The organism is Kitasatospora sp. NPDC024654 (assembly GCF_055559155.1).
Genome location: NZ_JBVHLF010000082.1, coordinates 21,819 through 29,102, shown reverse-complemented (window position 1 = coordinate 29,102; position 7,284 = coordinate 21,819). Strand labels below are relative to the sequence as shown.

General features: G+C 70.2%; 7 protein-coding genes. 1 reads left to right on the top strand and 6 read right to left on the bottom strand.

Annotation, left to right across the window (positions count from 1 at the left end; all coding sequences use genetic code 11):
• Window positions 1–65 precede the first annotated feature (65 nt).
• The 3 genes from ACZ38L_RS31915 to ACZ38L_RS31905 are packed head-to-tail and all read right to left on the bottom strand — an operon-like array spanning window position 66 to window position 2,215.
• Complete coding sequence (locus ACZ38L_RS31915; RefSeq protein WP_465699892.1) at window positions 66–740, bottom strand: hypothetical protein; 675 nt, start codon at window positions 738–740, stop codon at window positions 66–68.
• On the bottom strand, window positions 737–1,534 hold the full coding sequence (locus ACZ38L_RS31910) for a hypothetical protein (RefSeq protein WP_465699890.1): 798 nt from the start codon (window positions 1,532–1,534) through the stop codon (window positions 737–739). Before ACZ38L_RS31910 ends, ACZ38L_RS31915 begins: the two co-directional genes overlap by 4 nt.
• Before the next feature lie 6 nt (window positions 1,535–1,540).
• Entirely contained in the window at window positions 1,541–2,215 is a 675-nt protein-coding gene (locus tag ACZ38L_RS31905; protein WP_465699888.1) for an SAF domain-containing protein, read from the bottom strand.
• Window positions 2,216–2,651: 436 nt separating this feature from the next.
• On the opposite strand from ACZ38L_RS31905, the gene ACZ38L_RS31900 reads away from it, so the two are divergent.
• On the top strand, window positions 2,652–4,379 hold the full coding sequence (locus tag ACZ38L_RS31900; protein WP_465699886.1) for an IS1634 family transposase: 1,728 nt from the start codon (window positions 2,652–2,654) through the stop codon (window positions 4,377–4,379).
• 237 nt (window positions 4,380–4,616) lie between these two features.
• On the opposite strand, the gene ACZ38L_RS31895 is transcribed toward ACZ38L_RS31900, so the two are convergent.
• The 3 genes from ACZ38L_RS31895 to ACZ38L_RS31885 are packed head-to-tail and all read right to left on the bottom strand — an operon-like array spanning window position 4,617 to window position 7,256.
• Window positions 4,617–5,240 (bottom strand): NUDIX domain-containing protein, encoded by a 624-nt coding sequence (locus ACZ38L_RS31895; RefSeq protein WP_465699884.1) that lies wholly within the window; start codon window positions 5,238–5,240, stop codon window positions 4,617–4,619.
• Window positions 5,237–6,079, bottom strand: coding sequence for an inositol monophosphatase family protein (locus ACZ38L_RS31890; RefSeq protein WP_465699882.1), 843 nt, complete (start codon window positions 6,077–6,079; stop codon window positions 5,237–5,239). The genes ACZ38L_RS31895 and ACZ38L_RS31890 overlap by 4 nt, the downstream gene beginning before the upstream one ends.
• The gene (locus ACZ38L_RS31885) at window positions 6,069–7,256 is read right to left on the bottom strand and encodes an acyl-CoA dehydrogenase family protein (protein WP_465699880.1); all 1,188 of its coding nucleotides are present in this window, start codon (window positions 7,254–7,256) and stop codon (window positions 6,069–6,071) included. Before ACZ38L_RS31885 ends, ACZ38L_RS31890 begins: the two co-directional genes overlap by 11 nt.
• Window positions 7,257–7,284: the final 28 nt, after the last annotated feature.

Genomic DNA, 7,284 nt, shown 5'->3' with positions numbered 1-7,284 from the left:
CGCTCCCGCGCGGTCAGGCCACCCCCATCGGGATACCTCACCTCCCATACATAGAGCCGAACTGACTATCTGTCACCCCCATCTGCAAGCCTCAGCAGCGCGCGCAGCAAGCCTTCCAGCTCGGCGTCGAACACGCCCAGCTCGCGCAGCTGCGGCAGGGTCGCGCGCGGGTAGCGGTGGCGGCGGATCGAGATCGATACTCGTCCCGATACCGCCATCACCGCGAACATGCGAGAGCCGTCGGGGAGTTGGATGTTCAGCCGGGGAACCGCTCGGTCGAACCGCCGTTCTTCCGCCCCGCCGCGGGAGGCGATCGTGCGGATCAGCTCCACCAATTCGGTGTCGGTGGCGGCGATCGGCGCTACCTGTGCCTTGCCTCCGTCGGCGTAGCGGACGAAGACCCGGTCGCACCCGTTCGCGTCGATGTTCTCGATCTCGCCGTCGTCCAGCAGCGCCTGCAGCCCGCCAAGGCCGAACAGCGCGGCGTGTGCGGCGCGCACCGCCCGTCTCGCGGCCTCGGCCTCCAGGGCCGGCCGCCCCGCCATGATGAGCTCGCCGGTGCGTCGCTCCAGTAACTCGGAGAGCAGCCGCTCCCCCACCGAACGACGCTGGTGAGCGGTCAACGGCGCGCCACCGGCCGCCTCTACCTGCTGGCTGTGCTCCAGAAGGAGCCCGCCAACCTCGACACGCAACGCTTCGGCGAATTCCCGCTCCAGTTCTCCGCTCTCCACCATCGTCATGACCGCTCACCGCCCAACGCTGCCGCCAACTCGGTCTGCCCGTGCTCGTTCTCGCCGCGCTTCGCCGGCTGTGGGGTAGGCAGCAGCCCGCCCAGGGCGTCGGCGAGGTGACGCGCCTCGTCCAGCAGCGGGAACCTGCGCCGGGGAAACAGCCGGCGCTCCGGCCGACCACCGCGCAGCAGGCAGGCGCTCGGCGCATCGAACGGCAGCAGCCGGCACAGGTCGGCGCCCAGGACCTGGCCGACCTCCAACGCGGGCCACCCGCACGAGCCGACGAGCACGACCGCCACCCGCCGAGCAGCCGAACGCAGCCGCGGCACCGCCGCCTCGGCATGCGCGAGATCCTCGACCGCTCCCCTGGTCGTCAGGACGACCAGATCAGCCGCGGCCACCAGTTTCGACACCGGCCCGAGCGACATGCCCATGCGGCCGACATCGGCTACGACCACGCCCGAACCCAACTCGGCTTCCTCCCAGAGTTCTTCCAGAACCCCCAGGGCCGCCGAACTCTGCTCGGGAGTCGCCGGCGCAACAACCAGAGGCACACCGCCGGACAGCCGCTGCGCGTGCTCCCGAACCAGCCCCTCGCTCAACCCCGCTCGGCGAGCAGCAGCGGCCAGGGTGACCAGGGACGGCGCGGCGAGCAGGCCGAACCGCAGCAGGCCGTCACCGCCCGACGGATCCGCCTCCATCACCACCGGGGCCCCCTGCCCCGGCCAGGCAGCTGCGAGGGCCAGCGCCGTCGTACTCACGCCCGGCGCGCCCTTTGCCGAGCCCACCACGATCAGAGCCATCCTCCGTCAACTCCCCGCGGCCGTGGCGCCCGCAGGCGCCTGAGCGGGCAGGACGACCAGCGCCGGCTCCTGGAACTGCGCCGCGCGCATCGCGCCGCCCTGGTCGCACACCATCGTCACCACCACCGTTCCGGCACCACCCGGCCCCGGACGGGCGTCCAGGACCACACCGCGGACCGGCGTGTCCCCTGTACCGGCCGAAGTTCCGGGGCCCGCGGGCTTCGTCTCCGAGACCACGACCTGCGCCCCCGGCCCGACCATCGGCGGTACGTGCCCGTTCTTGATGGACACGGTGGCCAGCGCTTGTCCGGCGCTCGGAAGCGCCGAGGCGAGCTCCTCGTCGGAGAGCAGCGCTCCGGCCGGCAGCGCTGCCGACACTGCCCGCCCGACCACGTCGGCCCGGCGTGAAGCCGCCAACACCGGCGCACCGGCGTGTTCGCCGATGCTCACGACCCGCACGTCGCCATCCGCGAGGACCTGCCCGAACGACACCGGCCGAGCCAGCGCCAGGACCGTCGTCCGATCGCTCGAAGCCACAGCCGCAGTCCAGAAGCGAGTCTCGCCCGGACCGTCGCCTGTCGCCAGCACCAAGGCGTCGGACTGTGCCGGAGGCAAGCCTTGCTCCGCGCCGGGTGCCGTCAGGCGTGCCCCGGCTGCGGACCTGACCTCGCGTTCCTCCATCGGGTCGTCCCGTAGTCTGGCCAGCCGCTCCCTCACCAGCGGCGTACCAGGTGCCGAAGCAATACCCCAGCAGGCGCGCGCCCGACTCGCAGTCCCAGAGCGACTCAATGTACGCCTGCTCCAGCCAGGTCGGTGCGGCGGCGTTCCTTGTCACGATCGCTCAGCGCCAGCAGGCGCAACGCAGCGAACACGGTCGAGACCGTCAGGTACATCAGACGAAGTAGCACGAGCGATCATCATGCCCTGCCACTCACGCTGCGTCCCAAGCCGCCCGACCTGCCTGCGTTCCGCGTAATTCAGGGGCTCTGGAGTCCCTGCCGGGTTGAAGGTGCAGGTCAACTGGTTGAGGGCTGGTGACGCGGCCAGATTCGCCTAGAGACGCGATTTTGCGGATTCGCCTGCGCTGACCTGGAGTTGGTCCGTAGGGTCTGGAGTCGTGTATGTGAAGACGACGAAGCGGGAGAACAAGTCCGGCACGGTCCGGTACCTGCACCTGGCCCACAACGAGTGGGATCCGGTGAAGGGCCGGGCGGTCCCGAAGGTGCTGTTCACGTTCGGCCGTGAGGACGACCTCGACCGGGACGCGGTGAAGCGCCTGGTCGCGTCTCTATCGAGGCTGCTGGAGCCGGGTGAGGCACTGGCGTCGACGGCAGCGGGTGACCTGGAGTTCGTCTCGTCGGTCCCGTTCGGCGGCACCTACGTCCTCGATCATCTCTGGCGGCGGTTGAGGATCGACAGGATCGTCGGTCAGGTCGGGCAGCCCAAACGGGGCCGGCGCCGGGACATGTCGGTGACCGAGCGGGTGCTGTTCTCCCTGGTCGCGAACCGGGCCCTGGCGCCGTCGTCGAAGCTGGCCGCCGCGGACTGGGTCACGCACGACGTGCATGTCGAGGGCCTGCCGACCACCGACGACGACGCCTGCTACCGGGCGATGGACTGGCTCCACGAGGTGACCGACTACCTGGAGAAGCGGGTGTTCGACGAGGTCGCGAACCTCCTCAACCTCGAAGTCGACCTGCTGTTCTTCGATACCACCAGCACCTACTTCGAGCTGGAGGAGGCCGACGAACCCGCCACCCGCGACGACAGGGGCCGCCTCCTGACGGACGACCGCCCAACCGCCGAAGAGGATGGCGAGCGCGCGCAGCAGGCCGGGTTCCGCACCTTCGGCAGGTCCAAGGACTCCCGCGACGACCTGCCGCAGATCGTGATCGGGATGGCCGTCACGAGGGACGGGATCCCGGTCCGCGTCTGGTCCTGGCCCGGCAACACCGGTGACCAGAAACTGATCCGGCAGGTCAAGGACGACATGCGGGACTGGACCCTGAGCAAGATCGTGTGGGTCACCGACCGGGGGTTCTCCAGCGAACGCAACCGCCGCTACCTCCGCCAGGGCGACCACGCCTACCTCGTCGGCGAGAAACTCCGCTCCGGCAGCCCGGAGGTGAAGGCCGCACTGTCCCGCCAGGGCCGCTACAGCGAGATCGCCGGGAACATGCGGGTCAAGGAGGTACGGATCTCCGACACCGAACGGTTCGTCATCTGCCACAACCCCGAGGCCGCCACCCGTGACCAGCACATACGCGAACAGCTCGTCTCCCAGCTCACGACCCTGATCGAGGGCACCGACAAGCTCAGCGACTTCAAGCGCGGCGAACTCCGCGGCAAGATCGCAGACAAGCCCGGCCTCAACCGCTACCTCCGCACCACCCCGGCCGGCAAACTCCGCATCGACACCGCGAAGATCAAGACCGAGGAGAACCTCGACGGCAAGTATCTGCTGCGATGCTCCGACCCGCATCTGTCGGCCGAGGACGTCGCCCTCGGCTACAAGCAACTCCTCGAAGTCGAGCGGGGCTGGCGGGACATGAAACAGATCATCGACCTGCGGCCCGTCTATCACCGGCTCGAGGAACGCATACGCGCACACGTCGTCCTCTGCTGGCTCGCCCTGCTACTGATCCGCATCATCGAGACCACCACCGGCGAGACCTGGACGATCATCCGCCGCGAGCTCGACCGGCTCCATCTCGGCACGTTCACCGGCCCTACCGGCCTGTTCCGGCAGGTCACCACTCTCACCAAGACCCAGACCGACCTCCTGGCCAAGCTCGGCATCCCCACACCGAAGCAGATCATCGCCCTCGAACCCGCACCCCGCTGACCAGCACGAACACCAGCGCCTAGAGAAACGACTCTCAGGCGCCCTCACCTATGTCCGCGCAGGTCAGACCCCAGATTCGTGACTCTAGGCCGCTGAATTACGCGGAACGCAGGACCTGCACAGAGGTACTTTCCGGCACGCACACGTTGGAGATCCCCGCGCGGCGGACGTCGCCAGGTGCCTCACACGCATCCCGGCCTGTCGCGCGGCCCCGTGGCGGTTCCGGCCGAATGAGCGTCAGCCTGGGAGGAGTTGTCTGCGGTGCCGCAGGAACAGGGCGAGGGCCGCGAGCGAGGGCGCGTCCTTGAACCGGCCCTCAGCGACCAGCCGCCACAGTTCGTCCTGCGGGAACCACCGGGCGACCAGTCCCTTCTCGGTTTCGTCGAGCTGTGGCCGACCGGCCGTCAGGTCCTCGGCGAGGAAGACGTGGAAGCCCTGGTCGCAGTAGCCGTACGCCTCGAAGAGGTGGCCGATCCGGGTCATCCGCCCGGCCCGCAGACCGGTTTCCTCGGCCAGCTCCCCGCGGGCCAGTTCCACCGGATCCGCGCCGGGGTCGTCCTCCCAGGAGCCCTGCGGGAACTCCCAGTAGCGACCCCGCACGGGGTAGCGGTACTGCTCCACGAGGTGGAACCCGCCATCCGACCAGGGCACGACGAGTGCGAAGTCCGGTTTTTCCACGACGCCGAAGATGCCCTGGCGCCCGTCCCGCCGCCGGGTCCGGTCCTCGCGTACGGTCATCCACCGGTTGCGGTAGACCACGGTGGAGCTGACGGTGGTCAGTTCGGCCTCCTCCCCCGCCGACGACGGGGCTGCCGTGCTGGGCCCGGTGTCCTGGACGGGCCGGTCGCCGCCCTCCGTCACGTGCGTTCCTGTTCCCGGGCCGGCTCGTGCTCGTCGGACGTCTCGAGGTAAGCCGCGCGGACGCCGCCGAGGAGCCGGGCGTGCATCACCCCGTTGCTTGCCAGGAAGGCGCCCGAGTCGAGCCGCGCGGTTCCGTCCAGGTCGCTCCAGTGGCCGCCGGCCTCCTCGATGATCAGGGAGGGGGCCGCCACGTCCCAGACGGACGTGCCGGCCGACAGCGCGCCTTCGGCCGCGCCCTCGGCCACCAGCATGTGGCCGTAGAAGTTGCCGATGCCCCAGGCGGTGCGGAAGCCGCTGGCGAAGCCGCCGAGCCGCGCCATCTGGGCCGGGGTGTACTCGTGCGCGCCGCCGAAGCTGAAAGAGGCTTCGGCCCGGTCCGCCACCGCCGAGACCCGCAGTCGGCGGCCGTCGCCGTCGTGGGCACCGCGGCCGCGGCTCGCGGACCAGCCTCGACCGAGCGCGGGGGCCGCGATCACGGCGTCGGTGACCAGCCCGCCGGCGCACCAGGCGAGGAGCACGCCCCACAGGGGCACGCCACGGCGGAAGTTCTCCGTGCCGTCGATGGGGTCCACGATCCAGTGCCCGGCATCACCTGCGGTACCGCCGAACTCCTCGCCCATCACCGGCTCGCCGGGGGCGAGTTCGGCAAGGACCTCGCGGATCCGCTGCTCGGTGGCCAGGTCGGCCTCGGTCACCAGGGAGCCGTCCTGTTTCGCCCAGTTCCGCACCCGGGGCCTGCGGAAGAAGTCGAGCGCAGTGCGCGACGCCTGTTCCGCCGCGAGCCGGGCGATGCGCAGCCGGTCGCCCTCGCCGCCGGCTCCGGAGACATCAGAGGTCATGGTAGGAGGATCCCTCGATCTGCAGACGCCCGATCAGTTCCTTGCAGAAGTCGTCGTTCGGGCCCATCAGGGAGGCCGCAAGCGCGTCGCGCAGGTGCCGTTCGATGGACAGCACGCCGCGGGAGTACGCCACCCCGCCGCTCGCCATCATCGCCTCCCGGGCGATGTCGGCCGCCGCCTCGGCCGCCGCGACCTTGCAGGAGGTCATCAGCACGGCCATCTCGTCCAGGTGCTGTCCCTCGTCGATGGCCCGGGCGAGCGAGTCGACCAGTGCACGGACCCCGGCCAGCCGGATCGCCATGGCGCCGACGTGCCGACGCGCCACGGGGTACTGGCTGAGCTGCGAGCCGAACCCGCTCGGGTTACCGGTGTAGCGGCGGGAGCGGATCCGGTCCAGCGCGGCCTGGTAGGCGGCGGTCGCGATGCCGAGGTAGGCGGCGGAGACACCCAGGTGGTACATCGGCTGGTTCGTCTCGTTGTACGTGCGCAGGCCGACGCCGTCGCCCCCCGCGTACAACAGCGCGTCGTCGTCGACGTCGGACCGGAAGGTGATCCAGGTGCTGCTGTTGCCCGACAGCCCCAGTCCGTTCCAGGTTCCGGTCTCGACCTGTCCCTGGTCCGCGCGTATCGCGAACACGGCGTGGTCGCGGTCGCTCTCGGATCCGGGTGCCCGGGTGGAGACCACGTAGAGGTCGGCGTGACCGGCCGAGGTGGAGAAGCTCTTGTCCGCGGTGATCCGGTATCCGCCGTCGATCCGCTCTGCAGTGCTGGCCACGGACCACCACTGGGAGCCGGAGCCGGGCTCGCTGATGGCCTCGGTCACCAGCAGCCGCTCCGTGGTGACGCGCGACAGGTAGTTGTTGCGTAGTGGCCCGGGGGGCAGTGCCAGGAACGAGGCCAGCGACGTCACGTGCATCACGTAGACCATGGCCGTGGACGCGCAGGCCGAGGCGAGGCGCAGCACGACCTCGGCGAGTTCCTCGGCGGCGGCCCCCGCACCACCGTCCTCGCGGGGAATGGTGAGCGCGAGCATGCCGATCTCACCGAGCGCTTCGACGGCGGCTCGGGGGAAGAGCCTGTCCTGGTCCACCGAACGGGCGTTGGGCGCCACGACGTCGCGGATGACGTCGTCGAGCAACGCGAGTCGTTCGGCGCGGGTGGTGGGGGCGGTGGTCACGTCCTGTCTCCAGCCTTGTGTGGGGCCC